General features: G+C 45.9%; 1 protein-coding gene. It reads left to right on the forward strand.

The window, feature by feature from the left end:
• Positions 1 to 1,094, forward strand: a 1,094-nt coding sequence (locus ACTHUR_RS11690) for a replication initiation factor domain-containing protein (RefSeq protein WP_440398682.1), incomplete at both ends; no start/stop codon positions are given.

A 1,094-nucleotide genomic window follows, 5' to 3' on the forward strand; every position in this document is an offset into this window, starting at 1 on the left:
ACGTAACCGACGGAAAAGGCCGTTTGATAGAAATTCCGCTAAGACGCGGTAGGGAAGACGGCGCATTCATCGACCAGATCACATTTACGATACATGAGGAATCCATACCCAAAGTAACCCAAAAAGCCTATGTAACAGACGCAGAGTACCTCACAAAGTACAGCGAACTGCTGCAAGAGATTCTAGGCTTCGGCATCAGTGCCAAACTGCCTTACAAAGGCAAATTCTTCTATCAATCCTGTTATCAGCTCGGCCCGAAAAACGTTGAGTACGGCAAAGTTCACTACGGCGGCCAAAGAGAAACAATACTTGTAGAGTTGAACGGCACCGGATGCACCGCAGCTAAACCCGGTTGGGAAAACAGGCTTTATGAATTTCTGCAAAAGTGTGTCCGGCCAAAAATAACAAGGGTTGACGTAGCACATGATTTTTTCAATGGAGAGTACACGCCCGAGCAGGCTTTAACCGGTCACGATAACGGCCTTTTTGACTGCCACAACGTCCGCCCGAAAAGCGAATGTAAAGGCGTTTCTTGGAGACACGAAGATGGCAGCGGCAAAAGCTTCTATATCGGCAAACGCGGCAACGCCAAATACACCCGGATTTATGAAAAAGGCAAGCAGTTAGGCGATAAATCAAGCCCTTGGGTTCGATTTGAAACAGAGTTCAGAAACGGAGATATAGAAGTACCATTAGACATATTGATTCACGCCGGTGCGTATCTTGGCGGAGCGTATCCCGTCTGTGAACAGATATTCAAATGCGAAGCCAAGCGCATGGATTCAACGGTTAAAGAGGTCAATCTCACGTTTGAACACAAACAATTTTACGCAAGGCAGCAAGTCGGCAAATGGGTCAATTTTTTAAAAGATATCGGTTGGTCGGCTGAAGAAATCGTCAAAGATTTGACTAAAGGCATTGAAGGCTATCCCAAAGGTCTCCAGCCAGAAGAGTACGACAGCAGCACAGCCAGCGCTTTTTATATCCATGAAGAGCAAAAAGCCATAAACGACCTGAATATCGAAGTCTTAGATTTTGAATTAAATCAGGCAGTGCAATACGAGTATCCGCAAGACATGCAGAAACAGCATGAG

Source organism: Neisseria sp. P0021.S007 (assembly GCF_051956855.1).